The sequence below is a fragment of the Acidicapsa acidisoli genome (genome assembly GCF_025685625.1).
Classification (GTDB): domain Bacteria; phylum Acidobacteriota; class Terriglobia; order Terriglobales; family Acidobacteriaceae; genus Acidicapsa; species Acidicapsa acidisoli.
Window position 1 is genome coordinate 158,486 of sequence record NZ_JAGSYI010000006.1, and the last position, 20,488, is coordinate 178,973.

16 protein-coding genes and 1 pseudogene are annotated in these 20,488 nt (G+C 55.7%); 7 read left to right on the plus strand and 10 right to left on the minus strand.

Annotation, left to right across the window (positions count from 1 at the left end):
* Window positions 1-41: 41 nt before the first annotated feature.
* A pseudogene (locus OHL23_RS29100) lies at window positions 42-514 on the plus strand (DUF7009 family protein).
* On the opposite strand, the gene OHL23_RS27040 reads toward OHL23_RS29100, so the two are convergent.
* The 4 genes from OHL23_RS27040 to tal all read right to left on the minus strand — a co-directional run bounded on the left by OHL23_RS27040 (window position 497) and on the right by tal (window position 4,746).
* On the minus strand, window positions 497-2,134 hold the full coding sequence (locus tag OHL23_RS27040; RefSeq protein ID WP_263355173.1) for a chloride channel protein: 1,638 nt from the start codon (window positions 2,132-2,134) through the stop codon (window positions 497-499). The pseudogene OHL23_RS29100 and the gene OHL23_RS27040 overlap by 18 nt on opposite strands.
* Complete coding sequence (locus OHL23_RS27045) at window positions 2,131-2,586, minus strand: MarR family winged helix-turn-helix transcriptional regulator (RefSeq protein WP_263355175.1); 456 nt, start codon at window positions 2,584-2,586, stop codon at window positions 2,131-2,133. The genes OHL23_RS27040 and OHL23_RS27045 overlap by 4 nt, the downstream gene beginning before the upstream one ends.
* 108 nt (window positions 2,587-2,694) lie before the next feature.
* Window positions 2,695-3,054 (minus strand): DUF488 domain-containing protein, encoded by a 360-nt coding sequence (locus tag OHL23_RS27050; protein WP_263355176.1) that lies wholly within the window; start codon window positions 3,052-3,054, stop codon window positions 2,695-2,697.
* A 618-nt stretch (window positions 3,055-3,672) separates the two neighbouring features.
* On the minus strand, window positions 3,673-4,746 hold the full coding sequence (gene tal, locus OHL23_RS27055; RefSeq protein WP_263355177.1) for a transaldolase: 1,074 nt from the start codon (window positions 4,744-4,746) through the stop codon (window positions 3,673-3,675).
* Window positions 4,747-4,876: 130 nt separating this feature from the next.
* On the opposite strand from tal, the gene OHL23_RS27060 reads away from it, so the two are divergent.
* Entirely contained in the window at window positions 4,877-5,611 is a 735-nt protein-coding gene (locus OHL23_RS27060; RefSeq protein WP_263355179.1) for a Crp/Fnr family transcriptional regulator, read from the plus strand.
* Between the two features lie 1,127 nt (window positions 5,612-6,738).
* Here OHL23_RS27060 and OHL23_RS27065 read toward each other — a convergent pair.
* From OHL23_RS27065 to OHL23_RS27085, 5 genes are all read right to left on the minus strand, one after another.
* The gene (locus tag OHL23_RS27065) at window positions 6,739-8,247 is read right to left on the minus strand and encodes a tetratricopeptide repeat protein (protein ID WP_263355180.1); all 1,509 of its coding nucleotides are present in this window, start codon (window positions 8,245-8,247) and stop codon (window positions 6,739-6,741) included.
* 267 nt (window positions 8,248-8,514) lie between these two features.
* Entirely contained in the window at window positions 8,515-9,849 is a 1,335-nt protein-coding gene (locus tag OHL23_RS27070) for an enolase C-terminal domain-like protein (protein ID WP_263355181.1), read from the minus strand.
* A gap of 175 nt (window positions 9,850-10,024) precedes the next feature.
* A complete protein-coding gene (locus tag OHL23_RS27075; protein WP_263355183.1) occupies window positions 10,025-11,191 on the minus strand; it encodes a DUF362 domain-containing protein in 1,167 nt (388 codons plus the stop codon).
* A gap of 279 nt (window positions 11,192-11,470) precedes the next feature.
* The gene (gene poxB, locus OHL23_RS27080; protein WP_263355184.1) at window positions 11,471-13,195 is read right to left on the minus strand and encodes a ubiquinone-dependent pyruvate dehydrogenase; all 1,725 of its coding nucleotides are present in this window, start codon (window positions 13,193-13,195) and stop codon (window positions 11,471-11,473) included.
* A gap of 108 nt (window positions 13,196-13,303) precedes the next feature.
* On the minus strand, window positions 13,304-15,259 hold the full coding sequence (locus OHL23_RS27085; protein ID WP_263355185.1) for a PAS domain S-box protein: 1,956 nt from the start codon (window positions 15,257-15,259) through the stop codon (window positions 13,304-13,306).
* A 199-nt stretch (window positions 15,260-15,458) separates the two neighbouring features.
* Between OHL23_RS27085 and OHL23_RS27090 the strand changes: the two genes are divergently transcribed.
* The 5 genes from OHL23_RS27090 to OHL23_RS27110 are packed head-to-tail and all read left to right on the plus strand — an operon-like array spanning window position 15,459 to window position 18,932.
* Window positions 15,459-16,952 carry a YHS domain-containing protein gene (locus tag OHL23_RS27090; protein ID WP_263355186.1) on the plus strand — a complete coding sequence of 498 codons (1,494 nt, stop codon included), beginning with the start codon at window positions 15,459-15,461 and terminating at the stop codon, window positions 16,950-16,952.
* 33 nt (window positions 16,953-16,985) lie between these two features.
* Entirely contained in the window at window positions 16,986-17,222 is a 237-nt protein-coding gene (locus tag OHL23_RS27095) for a toluene-4-monooxygenase system B family protein (RefSeq protein ID WP_263355187.1), read from the plus strand.
* Between the two features lie 5 nt (window positions 17,223-17,227).
* Window positions 17,228-17,578, plus strand: coding sequence for a Rieske (2Fe-2S) protein (locus OHL23_RS27100; RefSeq protein WP_263355188.1), 351 nt, complete (start codon window positions 17,228-17,230; stop codon window positions 17,576-17,578).
* Window positions 17,575-17,886, plus strand: coding sequence for an MmoB/DmpM family protein (locus tag OHL23_RS27105; protein WP_263355190.1), 312 nt, complete (start codon window positions 17,575-17,577; stop codon window positions 17,884-17,886). Before OHL23_RS27100 ends, OHL23_RS27105 begins: the two co-directional genes overlap by 4 nt.
* 41 nt (window positions 17,887-17,927) lie before the next feature.
* Entirely contained in the window at window positions 17,928-18,932 is a 1,005-nt protein-coding gene (locus tag OHL23_RS27110; RefSeq protein WP_263355191.1) for a ferritin family protein, read from the plus strand.
* A gap of 26 nt (window positions 18,933-18,958) precedes the next feature.
* Here OHL23_RS27110 and OHL23_RS27115 read toward each other — a convergent pair whose 3' ends face one another.
* On the minus strand, window positions 18,959-20,398 hold the full coding sequence (locus OHL23_RS27115) for a glycoside hydrolase family 30 protein (protein ID WP_263355192.1): 1,440 nt from the start codon (window positions 20,396-20,398) through the stop codon (window positions 18,959-18,961).
* Between the last annotated feature and the right edge of the window lie 90 nt (window positions 20,399-20,488).

The window sequence follows — 20,488 nt, forward strand, 5'->3', positions numbered from 1 at the left end:
CAGTTCGTTGTCTGCAAGAGAGAATGTTCAGAAATAACGATATGAAGCTGCGAATCAAAGGAAATTCATTACGACTTCGGGTCACGCGTTCAGAGACAGCTCGCTTGGCACACGCGGACGAATCGAGAAGACAATCCACTTTGCTCCAGAGGATGGCGCAAAGCGGACGTATGCTTTGGAACACTCAGACGTCATAACAGAGATGTCGCTTCGTTACCGGCCGCAAGAGGTTGTGGTCCTGCTCTCGACCGGAGATACGCGCGGATGGTGTGAAAGCGACCAGGTCGGATTCTATCGTGATTTTTCCGTTCGTGGCGGAGTGCTGGCAGTACTCGTCGAGAAGGACTTTGCCTGTTTAGACGGAAGCGATGCCGACAACGAAGACGCGTTCTGGAATCCAAATCATGGGGCGGCACATAGAGCGAACCCAACAGCGTCGTGGTCGACGATGAGCTCTTGGGAACGTGAATTGTTCAACGTTCGAATCCGCCTAGAGTTATCCCTCTCTTTGTGACTCAAGCTGGAAAGATCTGTTCCGCTCCAACTCGCGCACGATAGCTCGCCTGCGTCCAATCAATAGTTCCTGCGTGCTGATACTTCCACAGACCTGACCAGTCTCGCGATCTACCACCTGCATCTTCACCACCCCTGTCATTGCCATCTCCTCCGCCACGGACCGGCAAGTCTCATCTGTATATGCAAGCACATTGGGCTGAAGCTCTAGCTCGTCGCTGGCCTCCTCAATTTCGGCTGACAGTTCCGCCATCACATCCCCCACACAGACCATCTCAAGTGGGTCCACGCCATATTCGCGAGACAGATGGTACCCCCGGCGATTCAGCTTCTCCGTGAGAATAGACCGAGGCATGATCAGTGAGGTAACAAGGTACGAAGCTGTGCATGCGAGTGTCATAGGTAATAGAGCAGGCAGAGCATGGGTCAGCTCCAGTGAGAAGAGGATCGCCGTAAGGGGCACACCCAACGCTCCCGAGAGCATTGCTCCCATCCCCATCAACGCCCAAAGAGCCTGTATTTCGCCTGGCATATGCGCCAGTCGAGCAACCGTTTCCCCCAGCGCAGCGCCGATCATCAACAAAGGAGCCAATACGCCGCCCGATGTACCGGAACTCAGCGAAAATGTCCACATCAGCGACTTGGCGACAAGCAGCCCCAGCAGCATCGAAATTGGAGCGTTCCCGCGCAACAATTCCGCAATGTTATCGTACCCAACACCCAACCCACGCGGGAAAAAGAAACCGCCGATGCCAATGCCGAGGCCGCCAATCGCCGGCCACCACATCCAATGCACATTCAGATGACCACAAACATGCTCAAACCCATCTTCGAGGCTATACATCAAGCGGCTCAGGCCGGCAGAGGCAAGGCCAACAAGCATTCCAATTGGACAGGCAACAAGGAGCGCCAGGCTCGTTGGAGTGGACGAGTGCAGTTCGACGGGAAATAATGGCCCCGCTCCGAGCCAGCTGATCCGCAATGCGCCAGCGACAACACTTGCCACTGCGACTGGTACCAGAGAACGTGGCCTCCACTCGAACAACAATAACTCGACCGCCAGCAGAATCGCAGCGATCGGCGCTGCAAACGTTGCAGACATACCCGCAGCCGCGCCGGCCACCAGCAACGTAGTTCGTTCGGCATCCGTAAGGTGTAGCCATTGTGCAACAAGTGAGCCGAAGGCGCCGCCAGTCATGATGATCGGCCCTTCCGCGCCGAACGGCCCACCCGAGCCGATGGCGATCGCTGCAGAAAGAGGTTTAAGCAGCGCTACCTTGGGCTCTACGCGCGCGCCGCGTAGCAGGATTGCTTCAATTGCTTCTGGGATTCCGTGCCCGCGTATCTTATCTGACCCGTAGTGTGCGAGGAATCCTACCAATAGTCCGCCAAGAACTGGTACAACGGGCATGATCCACGGTGAGAGCGGAGATCCCGCAGGGCCGACCAAAGCCAAGCTCAAACGATGGTAGTAAAAGAGGTTTGTCGCCAGAGCAATGGCTCGCAGCAAGAGCACAGCCAAACCTGCCGCACCCGCGCCGATAAACAGCGCCACTCCTGTCAAAAGCCATACCCGTCGATCCACAGTGAAGTCGCGCAACGCGGAAGGTCGAGACCTCATCGAGCCTCCGCATCGGTTGATCTGTGCATATTGAATGAGATGTACTTCAACGCCTTTGTCAGCCGAGGCGCGAGTTCATTGAGCTCTTTCGCATGGTCGCCAGCGAGTCGGCCAAGAAGCAGCCTGCCTTTGCGGGTGACACGCAAAATAGCTCGCCTCTTGTCATCCACATCAGCCGTACGTTCGAGCAGTCCCTCGCGCTCCGAGCGGTCAGCGAGTTCAACAGCACTATTGTGCTTCAGTCCAAGCCGTTCGGCCACATACGAAATCGTTAGAGCCGTATTCTCGGGAGCGCCAGCCAACTGGAGCAGAAGTTGATGTTGCTGCGGCTGCAATCCCGCTTCCAAAGCCGCGCATTCGCTGAAGTGCAAAAAACGCCGCAGTTCATAGCGAAATTCAGCTAATGTCCTGAGTAGCAAGTCCGGGCCAGGCACAGCTGGTTGGTTGTTCATATATATATATCGTGACACGATATTGAATATCGCGCAACTCCATGTGTGCAAGATCACGGGCAAGCATGGTTTCATATTGCGCGCGAGGTCAGGGGAATCGCATTTAGTTCATTTCGGACGAAACAAATGAGCGTTCAAGAATTCACGAAGGGCAACCGCATTGTTGTATGTTTCGTCCTTCGCGCCATAGAGCAGAGTTACGGCTCCTTTCTTCTCGGCCTCGACAATTGGCTGCCACACATTTGGATTTGTTCTTAGCTCAGAGAAATAGTGGCGGCGGAATTCACTCCACTTGGTGGGATCGTGGCCAAACCACTTTCGCAATTCCGTGCTGGGAGCCACATCTTTAAGCCAAGTATCTACCTTCATTTCATCCTTCCCAACCCCTCTCGGCCATAATCGGTCAACGAGAAATCGGGTTCCGTCTTCGACGTCGACTGTGTCGTACACGCGCTTTATCTTGATCATTGCTTGCACTCCATTAGTAGCTATCCCAAGTCTAAGTTCTTCATGAAGCCGCTAAGGTGCCCGTTGTGACTGTAATTCCTGCATCGCTCTCTATAAGACTGCAGGAGGTCTTGCTTGGCGTTCGACCTCGGGAAGTCTCTGAAGAGCCCCTCGGAGCCATCATCGGTGCTGACCGTGATCGTCTTGGCAGACGAATCGATCGAACGAACCGTACCGCACAAGGCATGTACCACCTCTTGAGCAGTTGCTGAAAGGGTCGCCAGGGAAAAGCATCCGACGATCAAACAAAGCTTGAAATATCCTCCCAACATCGTCTTTCCCCTGCTTTCTCAGGTTGATGTTCGTGGAGTGGTGCGCAAGCAGGTTGTCAGAATAAATTCAGTGAGGCGCGTATGCTTCGATACTCGTAAGAGCTACGGTGGGTGCATTCTTCCCGTTCGGACGACCAGGTAGATGAACCAAAGCAGACCCACAAAGGGCATCGCAATCAGGACCCAGATCAAGTACATGTTCCTCTCTCCCTTAAGACAGTAAAACTTAATGCAATCGAGCGACCGCTGACCGGATGAATAATCGTCATCACCGACCTTCGGCTTTCCATCTTCATCGTGTACGAAGTTAAGCAGCTTTGAGCGCATCGTTTTTAGAATCGATGCACACCAGCCGATCGTTCCAGGATTTCTCGAATGATACGTTCCCTTCTTCAAGAAGCTGCGCTGCCAAACGCTCAGTATCAATGCCAGCCCCGGCGAATTTGGCCAGCACCGCGTCGGCATCCACGGGTAATGCTTCGCCGAATTCTTCATGTTCGGCGAGCGCTTTCAGTGTGGCCTCAGGTACAGTATTCACGGTGAAGGGTCTGGCGAGCGATTGGACATAAAGGACATCCGAGGCTTTGGGATCCTTGGTTCCGGTACTGGCCCAAAGGAGGCGTTGGGAGTGGGCGCCAGCGTCTAAAATGCGCTGCCAACGCGGCGAGTCATGCAAGATGCGGTATCTCTCATAGACTTCCGAGGCGATGGCGACGCCAAGCTTGTTGTGCAAATCCTCTGGCACTTTGTTTCTTACCGCGACATCCCAGCGACTGACAAAGAGCGAAGCCACGGAGCCCACATTGGGATTCCGGCCCGTGGCGATGCGCCGCTCGATCCCGCGCAAGTAGGCTTTGGCAGCTCCAACATACTGTGTTTCAGAAAAAAGAAGCGTTACGTTAATCGGCACGCCGGCAAAAATAGCCTCTTCAATTGCCAGGAGACCAGCATTCGTTCCCGGTATCTTGATAAAGAGATTGGGCCGGTCTACGCGAGCGTGGAGAGCGTTGGCCTCAGCAAGAGTGCCTTCTGTGCTGCGGGCTAGCAGGGGCGAAACCTCAAGAGACATCCAACCATCCACACCATTTGTCCGGTCGTGGATCGGCCGGAAAAGGTCGGCGGCCTGCCTGAGGTCCTCGATCGCCAACTCAAACAATAGGGCCTCGCCCGACCTGCCCTCTTTTAGTTTCCGGCCAATGGCGTCATCATAGTCGTGAGTGTTCTTAATTGCATGATCGTAGATCGTGGGATTCGAGGTGAAACCGGTGATCGGGAGATCACGGATGTAGCGCTCAAGCGTACCGCTGGCGAGCAGACCGCGGGGGATGTTATCGAGCCAGAGACTCTGGCCAATTTCACGAAGTCTTTGAGTCGCAACCATCGTTTTCCTCCTCAGTAGCACCGAGGAGCCTGCTCTGACCAAAGAGTATTCCGAGGCCACCGAGCATGCTATGACTTAAGTCAGAGAACCGCACCTTTTTGCAGACCATCGTGCGAATTGCGGAGATGTCATGAAAACGAAGCGGATCGCGGCTCTGCAATGCACGGCACTCTTCGGCGGCCTGACAGTCGAAGCGCTCACCGACATCGCGTTGCGAACCGTAGAATTGCACCTTCAGAAAGGCGAGATGTTGTTCCTATCGGGGGAACCGGCGAGAGGGCTCTTTGTCGTTGTCAGTGGCAAAATTCGCGCCTTCCAACAGAATGAAGATGGACGCGAACAGGTGATGTACGTTGATGCGGCTGGCTCTGTGCTCGGGGACGTTCCTGTGTTTGATGATGGACCTTATCCGGCCTCGGCGATCGCGGAAGCAGATGCGAATGTGCTCTTTATTGAAAAGAGCGATGTTCATGAATTTTGCGCCAAGTATCCATCTCTAGCGATCGCAGCGCTTAGGCTGATGGCAGGTAAGGTCAGGAAGCATGCAACGCTCGTCGAGGCGCTGTCACTTCATGAGGTTGGACAGCGCCTCGCACTCTTTCTTCTTTCGGAAGTGCAATCTACCATCTTGTCCGCAGATCATCCGATATCATTTCGCCTGCGCCTTTCGAATCATGAGATCGCAAGTCGCATCGGTTCTGTGCGCGACGTGGTCTCGCGGGCTTTTTCCCGGCTCAAACACCAGGGGCTAATCGCTGTGGAAGGTCGCGATGTGAGTATCCTGGATTTGCAAGGCCTCAAGCGCTATGCCGCATATATCCGAAGCTCCGCCACCCGCAATAAACCACCTCCATTGGCCCCATGACGCAAATCGTACCCAACTCAGACTGAGCTCCGGTTGCCGGCTCCGTATGCGTCGCCGCAAAATATACGAATGTGTCCATGCACTCAACGAAATCACCACTTCTATTCCACCAACGGCGGCGTCCCACTGAAGTTAGAATCGTGGTGGAGTTGCTGCGATCTTTTGCAGCAGTGCAACCGAAGTTTGGAGGGTGAGCCAGGCAATCGAATCTGGCCGTAAACCAGAACATCCCATTGTACGGTCTGGCGGCTCTGCGCCTTCGGCAATTGAGTACAGCCGTATCCCAGACTTCAGCGGTGCTCCCTATGCTAGAGAATAGGCGTCGGTCCATCAATCTCTATGAAGCCCCCCACCCGACGCAAGGCGCTTTGCAACTTCTTGAGCAAGCTCTTCCAAGGCGTTACGAGATGCCGTGTCTTGCTGTGACGGGGCCGTGGGATGGGCTTGACTTAGCCCAGACCGCATGCGAGCCAGGTCGGATGAACGAATGACCACCGGTCCTTTGGGAACCGGGCCGCCGAGTGCGGAGAACGTGTGTGATACAGGCCTTTCCGGATGCCGTCGTTGACGCGGCATCCGGGCTGGAACAATTTGGACTTCGACTTCTGAAACGCTGGGCAGTGCAACGGGCACTTGAATAGATTGCGGATTTCTCCGGCTCTTTCGCCGCGTTGGTTTTGTGTCTTTAGTTTCTGACGGTGTATACGGAGACGTAAGCAGATCTCGTGCCGCCTTCAATCTGGCGATGTATGCGTCAATCGCAGTGACGATCTCTTGAATAGCCATGCTTCAATGTTAATCGCTGCGGACCCGAAGACGGTAGGACCAGGCGCCACGTGACCATGCAGTGAGAATCTGACTTGCCTGAAGCAGAACTCTACGACTTCCGCTGACGCATCTCCTCTGTAGGAACTGAATTCGACCAGTATTGTCAGAAATTTCGGCAAACTCAGATCGGGAGGTGCTTGAGTAGATCGGCGATTTTGCATTAACTGGCATGCTGTCGGTTTGCCACTCTAAATCGCGAGCGCGGTCTTCAGCCTGCTGAGAGCTGAAGGTGTCGAGCGGATGTAAGGCGACCTTCTTGTCTGCGAGTGGAGTTTCGTGGGCACCGAATCAAAACGGAGCTAGTCTTTGCCGAAAAAGGAATTTGCCTGCGCGAGTTCCTGAAGATCTGAATCGGCATGGCTGCAGTTTGTGAGCAGCCTGCGGTAATGCCGCTCCGCGGCGAGCCGTAGTCCTGCCTCCTGAGCGGAAACAGCGGCGCCGTATTCTGCTCTGAGGCGTCCCGGGGTGGATTTCAGGGCTGACTCATAGGCCGCCAACGCGAGCTTCGGCTGCTTTGCCAAAAGCAACATATCGCCCAGCATCTCCGGCGCGGGAGCGATGGAGCCTGGACTGACAGGAGATTTTTCGGTTGCGTCTTCCATTGCTGCGGCGGTTCTCATCTCTTGCAGGGCCGCATCGTGATCACCATCCGCCCATTTGATCCAGGCGCTCACAATCTTCAGTTGAACGTTCACCTGATCCGCATCTCTGTCGCCGCTCTGCGCAAGTACGTCGCGCAAGGAAAGCAGAGGTTGCATTGCAGCCTGGGCTGCCTTAATGTCTCCGAGCCTTGATGCGCCAAGCGCGCGGGCGAAATGAAGAGCCGCCTGGGTCGATGCATATGCGTCCCCTGGAGAGGTTTGTGGAGGCAAGGGAAGGGCTGCGGCAGCTTCCCACTGCTGGCGCTCGATCCAATACCGGGCTGGTATCGCAGCTGTCGCGTATCGCCCGGCATAGCGGGCCGCATCGCCCGGTTCTACAACGGGAAGTTGTTGGGTCAGTTTGCGGGCTTCCGTTATGCGCCCCGTTTGCAGATACGCATAGACCAGGTAATCCAGGGCATGTAACTCGTCGCCGGCCAGCTTCAGTTTGCGCGCGCTGTCGGCCGAGGCGAGGTTTGAGGCAATAGAGTCGTCCCATAAACCGAGCCTTGTAAAAATGTGAGAGGGCATATGCAGTGCGTGAGGCGAGTCAGGGGCAATCTGGGAATAGTTCTTCGCCGCATCCAAAGCTAGCTGAGCCAACGCCGGATTATCGTCGGCATGGATTATGTAGTGCGCTACACCCGGATGTCGCGGCTGCTGCAAAATGATCGGCTCGAGAATTTGGGTCGCCTTCTTCTGATTGGCGTAGGTCTTGTCATTGAGCGGAGCATTCGCGATCAAAGACAGAGCATAAAAGATGGCAGCTTCGCTGTCCTGTGGATACCGGCCGTACAGTGACTCCATTGCAGTCTCATACCGTTTGGCGCGGATGCTGTGACTCTCTAAGCCAGCGTTTTGATAGAAGCCCTGAATAGCACCCAGGTAGTCGTGTTCCCTTTGAGTCTTCGGCCCCATCGACAAACCTTTTTGAGCGGCTTCGAGGCCGATCCTAAGATCGTCCTTAGTCGGCGGATCCCACAATTGGCGGTAGTGGCTCATCGCAATGCCCCACTCTGCCATGCTGCAATTGGGATCTGTGCTCAAGACGTCAGCAAATAACTGCGCTGACTTCCGATAGCCGAAGGAATGTAAAGTCGCGACCGCCTGATCGAATTCGTCGCGCACCTCTGGGCGGCATGACGTGTCGAAGTGGACTGTTCCCATCCGGTCTGGCTGATCCGACGTATGATCATGTTGCGGTGCACATTTTACCCGGACTGGTGTGAATACTAAGAGGGCCAGAAACCATACGAAAACAAAGCGCAGCATAATCTGTGTCTCCTCAATCCATGGATCATAGTAGCCGGTCTCTCATGTTTTTAAGTCGACTTCAGGCCAACGCACGTTTCCAAGATCGATTCGGCCCTGTCTAGTGGCTTCTGGTTGCATCGCGGGCAATTCGGCAACGCGCATTCTGTTCATTCATGAGCATTACTGCTTGATCACGGTGCCGTCACGCAGGCGGATTTCGCCCCATCCGCCATTCAGCGGGCTCGCAGTGAAGGGCGCCTTGGCTGCTTCTTTCTCGTCGATCTCGATGCCCCAGCCCGGTTTCTCGCTGACCCAAAGGTAGCCGTCGCGCATCTCCGGACATCCCTGAAAGATGGCCTGGGTTCGCTCGTTGAAGGGCGTGTACTCTTGGATGCCGAAGTTATAGCTTACTAAGTCGAGAGTTACATTGGCCATATGGCCCACGGGCGAAACATCGCCGGGACCATGCCACGCGGTCTTTACGCCGAACTGCTCGGCGAGAATTGCAATCTTGCGCGCCGGACTGAAACCTCCCGCCTGCGAAACATGCACGCGGATGTAGTCGATGAGCTGCTCGGTGATGAGCGGCTGCCACTCGTGCGGGCTGTTGAAGAGCTCGCCCATGGCAATGGGGGTAGCGCAGTTCTGGCGGATCTGGCGGAAGTAGCCCAGGTCCTCGGGCGAGAGCGGGTCCTCGAGAAAAAACATGCGGAACGCTTCGGCCTCTTTGCAGAACTGAACGGCTTCGTTAGGCGAGAGGCGCTCGTGCATGTCATGGAGCAGCTCGACCTCGTCTCCGAGCTGGTGGCGGCAGATTTCGAGCAGCTTGATCGCGCGACGCATTTGTGCCCCACGATCAAAGAGAGGCTTGTCGTGCAGCGCCGTTGGTCTTCCCTGATCCTTGTGCTGCGAACCGTACCCCGCCATGCCGGGCAGGCCCACCTGTACCCGCACGTTGCGAAATCCTTGCGCCATCAGCTTCCTTGCGTTGTCCACAACTTCCTCGAACTCAGCGCCACTGGCATGCGTGTAGGCATCGACGGCTTCTCGGCACTTGCCGCCTGCCAGCTGGTAGACGGGCATGCCGGCCTGGCGGCCCTTGATGTCCCATAACGCCTGGTCGATGCCGCTGATGGCGTTGTTCAGGACCGGGCCGTTTTTCCAGTACGAGCTGTCGTAGCAGGATTGCCAGATGTCTTCGATGCGATCGGTGGTTTTGCCGACGAGGAAGGGCTTGAGGTATCGCTCCACCGCGGGCTTCACCAAGTCGGCGCGCTGCGTGAAGGTGGCGCAGCCGTAGCCGTAAAGACCGTCCTGGTCAGTGGTGATTTTGACCACGGTCAGGCGCGCGCCTTGCGGCTCACACTCGATGACGCTGATGTCCTTGATGCGCGGAATGGGCATGGCGCGGGTAGCGCGCTCGGTTTGCGAATCGGCCAGGGTAAAGCGCGAAGCGGCGGTGAGTATGCCGGCACCGGCAACGGAGGAGAAGAATCTTCGGCGCGAAATGGGCAAGGCGTTTTTCCTTTATATGCGCAATAGAGATGGCGCGGATTGGCAACGCAATTCTAACCTGCCAATAGACGTATCTGCGGGTACTAAAGATTTGGACCTGCGGATCGAGGTATGTGCAATCGATGAAAAGCGCAGCGGTTGGAATGGCTACCCACGCGATGTATCTGCAGCTTGATCATCCCCAGTGCGTTAGCAGCGGATAGGGATAACGCACCTTTTCAATGGGAGGACCGACGACTTCAATGCGGGTCAGGTCGCGTGTGCCCACGCCCAGGCTCTCTGCAAGCCGCAGCGTGCTGTCGCACTTCTGGAACGGCGGCTTTCCGCGATCGGCCATTGGGTCGAAGCCCATGATCGCAGTAGCCACCGCATCGGTCGCCACGCAATTCATGCCTGCAACCAGCAGGCCGGGATGGATGGCCTGATTGACCCACTTTCCGCCGTCCCGATAGGGTAGTTCGCCAGCGGTCATGGTGTAGATGCCATCGATGACGGCAAGGTGAATGGGCCGCGAAGCAACGAGATCGGCGGTGATGCGCGGCACGCGGAAGCCCGGATCTGTGGATTGAGCCACCGGCTGGGGCGCGCTCTTGGGAGGCGTGCGTGAGCCGGAGTGCATGGGACCCCGGTAGCCGATGGGGACGATGGCGGGTTCGTCTTCTGGCACCTCGTCGCTGTAGATGGTGCAGGGCGTGATGCCGAAACAGTTTTTCATCGACAGCGTAACCCCTGCCGTGCGGTGCTCTTTCAGTTTGGCCAGCGAAATGAATACATCGCAATCTCGATAGGAATGGTTCAGATCGTAACCTGCGTACATCAGGCCCCCGCCGGGGACCATGAAGCGCGCATAGGTTTTGGCGTTGCCCAGGAAGTTGGTATTTTCAAATTCGACCGACTTTGCGGCGCCGGCGAAATCCTGCGGCTTCCAGCCCGACGCGATCATGAATTCCTCAATTGGCTTGGTTCCAGCGGGCACACTTTCGAGCAGGCGAATGCGCCGCGCACCGGCCGAGCCAAGCAGCGTAATCAAAGAACCGATGACCTGCGGATGCACCCAGTGCGTGGTCTGATTGGGCAGGTTGCCTAGCTTCATTTGGGTTGTGCCGGTCATGTTCAGCTTGATTGCGACAGTCTTGCCCCGCACCAGCGGCCCGATGCCGCCGAGCTGATCAAACATCACGGCGAGCACATCCGTGACCTGGCGGTTGTATTCTGCGCATTGGCCGATGGCGACGCGCGCAGCCGGCGTTTTCAGAACCGATGCCACGCCCGGCGCGGCCACAGCGCCGACTGCCACACCCGCAGCAGCAAGAAATTCCCGGCGGGAGAAATTCGTCTTCATGACCACCCTCCATTCGCACATCAATTATGGGCCTGTTTGTGGATCTCCGGAGGCCGAAATTTGTTATTTGCATGGCGGCACGGCTGAAACAGCCCCGGGTCAACCACCGGCAGCTATGAGCACGAACTTTCGACTACCGCAGCAAAATAGCCAACGACGATGGAATGCGGAGGCTCACCAGCCCCGAGAAAACAGATGGCAAATCGTCCGGAGATTGCCGACATGCTGTCTGCGATTCGCGGTTCCGATTCATCTCTCCGATGATCCGGTTACGATTGCTCAGCGTATAAGGTTGGTCTTGGCGAGGTCGATCACTTCGTCGCCTCGCCCGCTCAGCACAGCGCGAATCAGGTAGAGGCTAAAGCCCATGGCCTGCTCAACACTGATAGTCGGCGGCATAGACAGCTCCTGACGATTCACCAGCACCTCAACCAGCGCAGGGCCCTTGTACGCCAGCGCTTTGGTCAGCGCCGGGCGCAGCTCTTCCGGTTTTTCCACGCGAACACCAAAAATATCAGCTGATTCGGCCAGCTTCGCAAAATTCGGATTGACCAGGTCTGTACCATAATCGACCAGTCCGGCTGCTTTCATCTCCAGTTCTACAAAGCCCAGAGAGCTGTTACTGAAAACCACCAGCTTTACTGGCAGTTTGAGCTGTCGGAGCGTCAGCAGGTCGCCGAGCAGCATCGCGAGCCCGCCGTCGCCGGAAAGGGTGATGACCTGCCTGCCAGGATGACTGGCCTGCACGCCGATAGCCTGGGGCAGAGCATTCGCCATCGAGCCATGCGTGAAGGAGCCGAGCAATCTGCGCTTGCCGTTCATGTGGAGATAGCGCGCAGACCAGACCGTAGGGGTGCCCACGTCGCAGGTAAAGACTGCATCTTCGGCCGCTAGCTCATCCAAAACCTTTGCAACGTACTGTGGATGGATCGGAGTGCGGCCCGGTTCACCCACGGCGAGATCGTCGAGACTCTTGCGCGCATCTTTGTAGTGGCTGAGGCAGAGATCGAGATAGGAACGGTCAGACTTACTTTCAATCAGCGGAATCAACCGTTCCAGCGTGTCCTTCACATTTCCAATCAGGCCCAGATCCACCGGAGTGCGTCGTCCAATCTGGTCACCGAGCCGATCCACCTGAATGATCTTCGCGCTCTTCGGATAGAACTGCTGATAGGGAAAATCCGTTCCCAGCATGAGCAGCGCATCGCAATTCATCATGGCGTGGTAGCCGGATGAGAAACCCAGCAGTCCGGTCATCCCCACGTCATAAGGGTTGTCGTACTCGATAAATTCCTTTCCACGCAACGCATGGACAATCGGCGCCTTCAATCGCTCGGCCACTGCAATCAGTTCCGCATGAGCGCCCTCACAGCCAGCTCCACCAAGGATGGTGACCTTGCGCGCGTTGTTAAGATTGTCAGCGGCATTGCGCAGTTCATCGTCCGATGGGAAGAGGCGCGAGGCTGAACTCTCGATGCCGAGCGAAAGCGCGGGCGCGGAACACTCGCGCAACGCCACGTCACCGGGAATTATGACCACGGCAACGCCATGCTTCGTGATAGCCGTGCGCATGGCGATGCCCAAAACTCGCGGTATCTGTTCTGGTTGCGAAACCAGCTCGCAGTAGTGGCTGCAATCTTTGAACAGATGGTCTGGACGGGTCTCCTGAAAGTAGCCGCTCCCAATCTCGTGACTAGGAATTTGTGCCGCAATCGCAAGCACTGGCACGCGATTCCGATGGCAATCGAAAAGACCATTGATGAGGTGCAGATTGCCCGGACCGCAACTGCCCGCGCACACGGCAATTTCTCTTGTGAGGTGAGCTTCCGCGCCGGCCGCAAACGCAGCCACCTCTTCATGTCTTACATGCAGCCATTCGATCTGTTTACTTTTCCGAATGACATCGGTTAATCCGTTCAGGGAGTCTCCTACTACGCCATAGACACGCTCTACGCCTGCGTTCGCCAGCGTTTCGATGAATATTTCGGCCACCGTCTTTGCCATGTTGTCCTCACCTGGGTTTAGGGCTGCATCGAGCTTCTCGTTAGGAAGCTCGCCCACTTCGCGATTGGCGTTGGTAGCACATTATCAGGATGTCGCCTACATTCCGGGTTAGTCGGTGGGAGATGAGGATGCCAATGTAAATTGAAAGGTTGCGCCCCGTCCGGAGTTGGCGCTTACCCACAAGCGACCGCCATGCGACTCGATAATCTTTCGGCTGATCGACAACCCCATGCCTGTGCCCTGCGGTTTGGTGGTGAAGAACGCTTCGAAAATGTTATCGACTCGATCAGGAGCGATTCCGATACCAGAATCACTGACAGAAATCGATAATTGACTATCGGAAGTGTTCTTCGATGTGACGGTCAATTCCCCGCCCGTTTCTTTCATCGACTCGATGCCGTTGAGCATGAGGTTCATCAACACCTGTTGCAGTTGCACGCGATCCGCCATGATCGCCGCAAGCCCTGCGTCGCACTCTGTGCGTATTGTAACGGAGTTGCGATTCGCCTTTTCACGCAGCAAAACGATCATCTCTCGAATGATTTCGTTTACATTCACCAGTTCCCGTTGTGGGTTATCTCGTCTGTAGAGTGAGGTAACCCGGTCGAGGATATCGGCAACGCTCTTCGCGTTATTGACCATTCTCGAGGCCGCCTTGCATGCCTCGGCAATATCCGGCGTATCGCGCATGAGCCACTGGATGCAGGCATTGGCGTTGATGCCAGCAGCAGCGATCGGCTGCTTGACCTCGTGCGCCAGGGATGCCGCCAGCTCGCCCATCATACTCACGCGATTGATGTGCGCGAGATCTGACTCTAGCTGGCGCAGCCTCTCTCGCTCCTCCACTGCCCTCTTGAGGTCCGTGATGTCAATGTTGGAACCGATATAACCCGCGAAGTCTCCCGCGCCGGTATATCTGGGAATGCCACTTTCAGTCACCCACCGGTATTCACCATCCGCCCGCTTCAGGCGATACTCGATTCTGAACGGCTTTCGTGCATGGAAGGCAGGCAGGAAGCCATCGAAGCAACCTTGCACATCGTCTGGATGCACGCCCTCGATCCATCCCGTGCCCACTTCCTGCTCCATGGTTCGGTTAGTAAACTCAAGCCACGGTTTGTTGAAATAATTGCAAAGGCCATCCGTCCCGGTCATCCAAATCAGCACCGGCGCCGTATCGGCCATTTCCTGGAACCGCGCCTCGCTTTCCCGCAGCCGTTCTTCTGCATGTTTTTGCTCTGTGATATCCCGGTATATAGCATAATTCGCAATCTGCTCGCCAGAATCCGAAGTAACGGGAACGGCGACCATGGCGACACGAACTTCACTGCCGTCCTTTCTCCTACGAATGGTCTCGACCTCCACTCGACGACCGTCTCTGAGTTGATTTGTGTATTCGCTGGCCCTCTCAAGGAGGGCCTCAGGAACGATAAGATCATCTATGGGACGGCCCAGGGCCTTCTCCGCCTCGTAACCGAACATGCGCGTGAATTCGTTGTTGACGCTAACAATACAGCCGTCGGTTCTTAGGACGGCAGCCGCTTCCGGAGCCTGCTCAAAGAAACTGTCTGACCGAAAAGTCTGCTTCTGCAGTACCTCTTGTGCTCGCTTTAGTTCTTCGATCTCCGTGTTGATACCGTACCAGCGAGTAATTTGTCCGTCAACGCCGTGCCGAGGCACAGCACGAACCGCAAACCACCGATAAGATCCGTCACGTCGACGCATGCGCAACTCTGTTTCCAATGAGAGCCCTTGCGTCAAGGCCGCTCGCCATTTTTCGTGAAAATGGGATTTGTCCTGGGGATATATCGCTTCGGACAATCCCCCGCCCTGGAGCTGATCTAACGTCAGCCCTGTGTAGTCGAGCCATCTTTGGTTGCAGAATTCTACGCCGCCATCTGGTAGAGCGATCCAGACGAATCCCGGAATCGCGTTCATCAACGACGCGCAGTCAAATTCAGTTATCTCGAGACCTGCTGTGTTTTGCGGGAATGCTGGCTGTTGCCTGACCTGCTCATTAAGCTGGTCAGGAGTCTCATGAACTCCGGATCGCGCGGGTCTCATACGTCTCCTCCCGAAGTGATCGCGACTCCAAAGAGAACTGAGGACAGGAACGCCGTTCAAGCATACGGGCCGCTGCGTTGACGCGACAGCCGCGACGAGAGTATGCTACCCCACCAGAAGCGGTTTTTCAATTCGCAACTGCAATCCATTGAAAGAGTAGTCCTTCGTATCCCCGCGTTGTCGAGATGAGGGAGGATAGATGCTGAACAGAGAGGAATGGCTACCTCTCGCCCGTAAGCTGGATTGGGACTACTCGTATGTACGAGAAGAGGAAGTCTTCCCAGAGGAGATTAGTGGCCATCCCTGGTTGCCTCATTCCGAGTGGAAAGACTGGGAAGAGTCTTTTAAGACGTCCTATCGCGAATACGTCGACAACCAATACGAGAAGGATATGGCGGTCTATGCTGTACGAGACGCCGTGGGCCGGATAGAAAACCTTCAAAAGCTGGCTTCGCCTTGGATGAACAGCCTGAAGATACACGCAGCCGCACTGCCGCTTGCGGAGTTCACCGGTGCGATCGGCAATCTACGGGGTGCGAGATTCGGCCGCGACAGTGCATGGCGAACCATGGCAACCTTTGGAGCGCTTGACGAATATCGCCATACTCAGATCCCGCTGCTACTCTTCCATCAGTTGGTAAGATTCGACTCCCAGTTCGACTGGGCTCATAAGTTCTATCACACCAATAATTGGTTCGCGATCGCGGCGCGGCACTTCTTCGATGAGTTGACGCTCGGGCAAAATGCGATTGAGTTTCACATCGCCACCAATTTCATCTTGGAAACCGGTTTCACCAATCTGCAGTTCGTTGGATTGGCATCTCTTGCTCGCGAAGCCGGCGACCATATGTTTGAGAGGATGGTCACCAGCATTCAAACGGATGAGGCCAGGCATGCGCAGATTGGGCACCCTGTTCTCGCTACTGTCATGAAACATGATCCCGAGTATGTGCAATATCTGGTTGATAAGTGGTTCTGGCGAAACTGGCGCGTTTTCTCAATTTTGACGGGAGTCTCTATTGACTATCTGACCGCGTTGGATCAACGTCCTTATTCCTTTAAGGAGTTCATGGAGGAGTGGATCATCGATCAATTCTTGCGGACACTGGATGAATTTGGACTTCAGAAGCCGTGGTATTGGGAGCTTTTCCTGGAGGAACTCGATATCTACCATCACATGATCTACGCGAGCGCTTATAGTTATCGAGCAACTTTGTGGTTCAACTTCGTGATACCGGGTCCGGCAGAAAGAAAGTGGTTAGGCCAGAAATATCCTAAGTATTGGGATGACATGGATGCTGTCTGGAAGCAAGTTAGCGAACGCTGGAAAACCGTCGGTCCTGGGCCTGAAAACGAATTCGCGGTGCACGGTACTTCCCTGCCGGCTTTTTGTGATCTATGCCAATTACCGTTGAGTGCCGGTACTCCGAGTAAAAACACTGCGAGAGTCATTGTTCACGAAGGCGGCAAATACATTTTCTGTTCCGAACCATGTCAGTGGATTTTCCTGCGGGAGCCTGAAAGATATGCCAATCACAAGGATGTAGTGAAGCGCGTTCTTTCAGGAGAAGCCCCGGCTGATCTTCCAGGTTTGTTGACCGAGTATTTCAGACTGACCCCTGAAACCTGGGGCAAAGACGTTCATCATGGCGACTACGAGTGGCTCCGCACCCCACAAACTTCCGGCACTTAGCTTTCTGGCAATTGGTTACTGGAAAGGATAGTTATGCCCGTTCCGCTCTATGGTTTCTTGCAGGGCGATGTACTTGGTCTTGTGATTCTGGCAGACGAAGAAGAGACAGTCCAAAGCCTGGCACAAAAACTTCAGGATGCATGCAGCCTGCGGGTCGCATGCAAAGATCATGTGCGCCTGATTTACAACAACAAAGAGATGAATCCGGCGCTTACGGTTGCGCAGGCAGGCTTTCAGGCGTTGGATCGGATCGATGTTGTTGCGGGCTAGCAGCGATGGGCTATCAAAAGATTGCCGAAGTTGAAGACCTTTGGAGTGGCGAAATGAAAGGTCTGGAAGTCAGTGGAGAGCATATTCTGTTGGTCAACCTGGATGACCGCATTTATGCATACGCGGATGCTTGCCCTCACCAAAGGAGCCGTTTAAGCGAGGGCGCGCTCTCGGGCAAGGTTATCCGTTGCGCAAGACATCAGTGGGAATTTGATGTTTGCACTGGCAGTGGGGTGAATCCTCAGAATACCTGCCTAAGGGCGTTTCCAGTCAGGCTCGACGGACCGGACATCCTTGTAGACATCGATGCCTGTGCCGTTTCAGAAACCGCCATGGAAGGAGGACACGGGCGATGACGCAAGAGGTAGCGGGAGACTACCATCGAGTCGGGCCTGTTCTCCAGGCAGGAAGCGTGGCCAACGCCATCGTTGCAGCGATCAGGGATCTGAATCAGGATGTTCTGGTCGTCGACCGAGGCGCTTATCTGCGCGTGCTTGTTCCCCAATGTTGCGTTGTGACGCGGTCCGCGATTGAAAAGCACCTGGGGCGCCCGTTTCGCTTCCCGGGCGAGTTGGAGACTGTGATGGCGGCCTTCAAGGGCTTGCTGGAGCTGAACCAGGACGATGCTGCGTGGCGGTTTGCGAGGACTCGCAATTCCGATTGAAGCAATCCCGAATCAAGGCTGCTGTTTTCGCGGAGGAGTCTATGACTCAACAAAAGACATTCTGGCATCTTTTGTCGCAAAGGCGAATGCCAACGGAATACGAACTCGTTACTTCAAAACTCCTCTGCTACACCGGCGAAGGTTTTACGGGAAAGAGATTCGAGCTCGACGTTCCGCTCAAGGACTGGTATCGCCGATACCAGGAGGAGTCGCCGCTCGTGTGCAGCTCCTGGGAGCAGTTTCGCGATCCGCGAGAAACAACCTACACAAAGTACACGGAGTTGCAGAGAGACAAAGAGATCTTCGTCGATGGGATCGTGGAGGAAATCGAGCTTACCGGGTATGATGCCTCACTCCGTCCTGAATGGCTACACATCCTGCAGCGATTTGTTGCTCCATTTCGGTATCCGGGGCATGGTTTTCAAATGATCGCATCTTACTTCGCTCAAATGGCTCCCAGCGGGCGCATTGCGATTGTAGCGGCGCTTCAATCGGCCGACGAGATGCGCCGCATTCAGCGAATCGCTTACCGCATCCGGCAACTTCAGCAAGTCTATCCTGGCTTTGCCGACGACAGCAGAACCCTCTGGCAGGCGGACTCGATGTGGCAGCCGCTGCGTGAGGTTGTCGAGAGATTGCTGATCGCTTATGACTGGGCGGAATCGTTTACAGGGCTCAACCTGGTGCTCAAGCCTCTTGTCGACGAGTTATTCATGAAGCATTTGAGCGAGCTGGCTGTAAGTGAAGATGACTACCTGTTGGGGCAAATATTTTATTCGCTCAATGAGGACTGCCAGTGGCATCGGCAGTGGAGCGAGTGCCTGGTTCGAATGGCAATCGAAGATCATGCTGGAAACAAAGACACCATTCAGAGATGGATCAATCGATGGTATCCGCTGGCGGCTCGAGCAGTTCACGCATTTGCGCCACTCTTCGAAGGCGCCCTGGAACGGAACGCGACGCCAACGCTTCAACCTGTCGGCGAAGCGTTGGATCGCTCTTATCGCGAGTATCTCCAGTCGATGAACCTGGAAGTTCCCTGCTGATGCACCTTGCCTTCAGCGACCGCGAATTACTGCGCGGCCGTGGGCTTCGGAGCGAGCCACCGGTACGTGGCTACTGATCCGGAGCTTAATGAAGTCTGAAAGCTCTTGCCATGCCAGCTTACGGAGAAGTCCGCGGGCTGGTCGGCGTTGTTCAGCACCAGCAGCGCAATGGAACCATCCGTGTTCTGAAAGGCCACTGTTTCCAGGCTTTGCGGTCCCAGGTCGGTGGAGTCGATGCGCACGGCGCCAGGATGGACAAACTCGCTTGCGTGACCGATTGCGTAGTAATCCTCGGTGTACGTCACCTTATGGGGCGCAGTGCTTCGATCTATCGTGACAAAACCGCGACAGGTGGCACAACCGCCGGTATTTGGGCCGTTCTTTTCATCGAGCGCCAATCCCCATAGAACTACGGACTTTGCCCATTGGCGAGAAGACTCGATGACCAGCTTTTCGGTGTCGGCAAGCAGGTTTCCCTTTTGCCAGGTGCCACCGGAGCACTCGGTCATCCAGATTCCCCTGTTCGGAAAGCGTTCGTGCACAGGTCCCTGCGCGGAGACGTTTCCGCCGTAGCAGTGAAACGCCGATCCCGCCGTATATTGCGCCGCGTCGGGGTCAGAGAGCACTTCGACTGGATACTCGGGATGGTCCCAGTTGTGATCGTAGGCCAGGATGCTTGTCTTGAGGCCCGCCTTTTGCAGCGCTGGCCCGACGAAGCTCGCGATCAGCTTTGTCTCCTGATCGGCGTGCATCAGGGTACCGGGATAATCCTTGGTCTCATAGAGGGGTTCGTTTTGGAGCGATAGATATCTAACCAGGACCCCGGCCTTGTCGTAGGCGCTGACGGAATCGGCCAGGTAATTGGCGAACACCTGTGAATCCTCTACGAGCAACTGGCCGCCGTTCATCGTGTCTTTGGTCTTCATCCAGCCGGGCGGGCTCCAGGGGGTGACCATGACGCTGATGGAAGGATCGAGCTTGAGCGCTTCCAGCATTGCAGGCAGGATGTAGGCGCGGTCGTGATCGATGGAGAAGTGCTTCAATTCAGGATCGCGCTGACCGGCGGGCATGTCGTCATAGCTGTAGTGATTGCGCGCCAGGTCGGATGCTCCAAGCGGCACGCGGAGGAAGCTGACGCCGATGCCGTGGCCTTGGCGAGGATCGAAGAGTTTGCGCATGACTTCTTTGCGCTGGGATGCGGTCAATTGGTCTTGCAACAACCATGCCGAGGAGTCGGTCATAGCGGCTCCAAAGCCATCCATGGTCTGAAAGCGCTGGCTGTCATCGACGCTGATGACTGTGCTGCCTGCAGGAGATGCCGCAAAGGAGAGCTTGTGCTCCGGCTGGAGCGCCTGCTTCAGGTCAGGAGTGGTCTGGTAGGCGGCGACCGTCTGCGCCTGTAGATTTACCAAGCTCGTAAAGGATAAGAAGACTGAGAGCGTGAGGCAACGACGAAGTGTTTGCATGCGGGTGTATTCCCACTCCAAGGAGCGATGTAGAGTAACAGGCCGGGGTCTGCGATGGATAGATACAAGGAGGGTGAGGACGCGAAGCCT

Coding starts and splice junctions, on each gene's coding strand:
- OHL23_RS27095 (WP_263355187.1), top strand. CDS start 16,986: ATGCCCGTTCCGCTCTATGGTTTCTTGCAGGGCGATGTACTTGGTCTT.
- OHL23_RS27045 (WP_263355175.1), bottom strand. CDS start 2,586: ATGAACAACCAACCAGCTGTGCCTGGCCCGGACTTGCTACTCAGGACA.
- OHL23_RS27050 (WP_263355176.1), bottom strand. CDS start 3,054: ATGATCAAGATAAAGCGCGTGTACGACACAGTCGACGTCGAAGACGGA.
- OHL23_RS27085 (WP_263355185.1), bottom strand. CDS start 15,259: ATGAGACCCGCGCGATCCGGAGTTCATGAGACTCCTGACCAGCTTAAT.
- OHL23_RS27075 (WP_263355183.1), bottom strand. CDS start 11,191: ATGAAGACGAATTTCTCCCGCCGGGAATTTCTTGCTGCTGCGGGTGTG.
- OHL23_RS27105 (WP_263355190.1), top strand. CDS start 17,575: ATGACGCAAGAGGTAGCGGGAGACTACCATCGAGTCGGGCCTGTTCTC.
- OHL23_RS27065 (WP_263355180.1), bottom strand. CDS start 8,247: ATGGGAACAGTCCACTTCGACACGTCATGCCGCCCAGAGGTGCGCGAC.
- OHL23_RS27110 (WP_263355191.1), top strand. CDS start 17,928: ATGACTCAACAAAAGACATTCTGGCATCTTTTGTCGCAAAGGCGAATG.
- poxB (WP_263355184.1), bottom strand. CDS start 13,195: ATGGCAAAGACGGTGGCCGAAATATTCATCGAAACGCTGGCGAACGCA.
- OHL23_RS27090 (WP_263355186.1), top strand. CDS start 15,459: ATGCTGAACAGAGAGGAATGGCTACCTCTCGCCCGTAAGCTGGATTGG.
- OHL23_RS27115 (WP_263355192.1), bottom strand. CDS start 20,398: ATGCAAACACTTCGTCGTTGCCTCACGCTCTCAGTCTTCTTATCCTTT.
- OHL23_RS27100 (WP_263355188.1), top strand. CDS start 17,228: ATGGGCTATCAAAAGATTGCCGAAGTTGAAGACCTTTGGAGTGGCGAA.
- OHL23_RS27060 (WP_263355179.1), top strand. CDS start 4,877: ATGAAAACGAAGCGGATCGCGGCTCTGCAATGCACGGCACTCTTCGGC.
- tal (WP_263355177.1), bottom strand. CDS start 4,746: ATGGTTGCGACTCAAAGACTTCGTGAAATTGGCCAGAGTCTCTGGCTC.
- OHL23_RS27040 (WP_263355173.1), bottom strand. CDS start 2,134: ATGAGGTCTCGACCTTCCGCGTTGCGCGACTTCACTGTGGATCGACGG.